Here is a 1,226-nt window from a genome sequence, read left to right as displayed (position 1 = left end):
GGTTTAAACTGAGGATGAGAGCGGTGGATGGCAAGCCGACCGACAGCGGTGCTTAAAGCACGTGTGGGAGCCTATGCTGCCATCCACCTCTCCACTCTGGTTATTGAGCCCGAACAGTTGAACGAGCCGACCTCGAACAGTACAAGCGTGGGCCCAGCCAGAGCGCTCTCACCATTGAGTGTAAGAGGGTTTGGCCATGTTTGCAGGCATCGATGTTTCTAAAGACGATCTTGAAGCTCAGCTGGATTCCAAAGACGCCGGTATAAATTGCCCCAATACAGCGAGTGGCTTCCCCCTTTTGATCGATTGGCTGAAGAGTCACCAGGTTCGTTGCGTGCTCCTGGAGGCGACAGGCGGCTACGAGCGACAGGTCATGAAAGCACTTCAAACCGATGGCTTCGAAGTTATACGGGTCAACCCCAGTCGAGCCAGGAGCTTTGCCAAAGCGATGGGGCAGCAAGCGAAAACCGACCCAATAGATGCCCGACTTCTCGCTCAGTTCGCAGCCACTATCAAGCCCCCCAAAACCCAGCCTACAAGCCCTGATCAAGACGATCTACGCGCCTTGGTTCATCAGCGCGAGAACTTTGTTCAGCAGCGAAGTGACGACGAACGGCGTCTCAAAACAGCCGGTTCGGATGCCGTCAAACCTTTGCTGAAAGGTCATATCGATTACCTGAACAAAGTCATCGTGTTGCTCGATGCACAGATTCGCCAGAGTGCTGAAAGCCTTGATCGAAAAAGGGTTTTACGGCTGTGCTCGGTGAAAGGGATAGGACTTATTACCGCCGCCAGCTTGATGGCCTATCTGCCTGAACTGGGCAACGTTGGACGCCATGAAATCGCAGCACTGGCAGGCCTTGCTCCGTATAACAACGACAGCGGCAAGCAGAAAGGTAAACGCTACATCAGCGGAGGAAGGTTCTCAGTCCGACGCTCGTTGTACATGGCATGCTGGTCGGTTATTCGCTTTCAGCCTGAATTCAATGCCCGATATAAGGCTCTGTTAGATAAAGGAAAGTGCGCAAAAGTAGCGCTTATCGCCTGCATGCGAGTGTTGTTGATACGTCTGAACGCAATGATCCGAGACGATTCAGAGTGGAGAGATCGCGTAGCGTAATCAGCTACGCAATCAGCACTGGAGTAGTACACGGCCATCGGCTGTGGGAGTTTTTGTGGCTGACTTGATGATGTTTTTTTAAAGGGATCAAGACAGTTGCTCCCAC

The 1,226-nt window shown here is 52.6% G+C and carries 1 protein-coding gene; it reads left to right on the top strand.

Features of this window, described 5'->3' with window-relative positions; translation table 11 throughout:
• Positions 1–196 precede the first annotated feature (196 nt).
• A complete protein-coding gene (locus NTD80_RS28605; protein WP_262135676.1) occupies positions 197–1,120 on the top strand; it encodes an IS110 family transposase in 924 nt (307 codons plus the stop codon).
• Positions 1,121–1,226: the final 106 nt, after the last annotated feature.

This window comes from Pseudomonas sp. 13B_2.1_Bac1 (assembly GCF_025466155.1).
GTDB lineage: Bacteria > Pseudomonadota > Gammaproteobacteria > Pseudomonadales > Pseudomonadaceae > Aquipseudomonas > Aquipseudomonas aylmerensis.
Note: the sequence above shows the minus strand (reverse complement) of the source record. Positions and strands in the feature narration are given on the sequence as shown.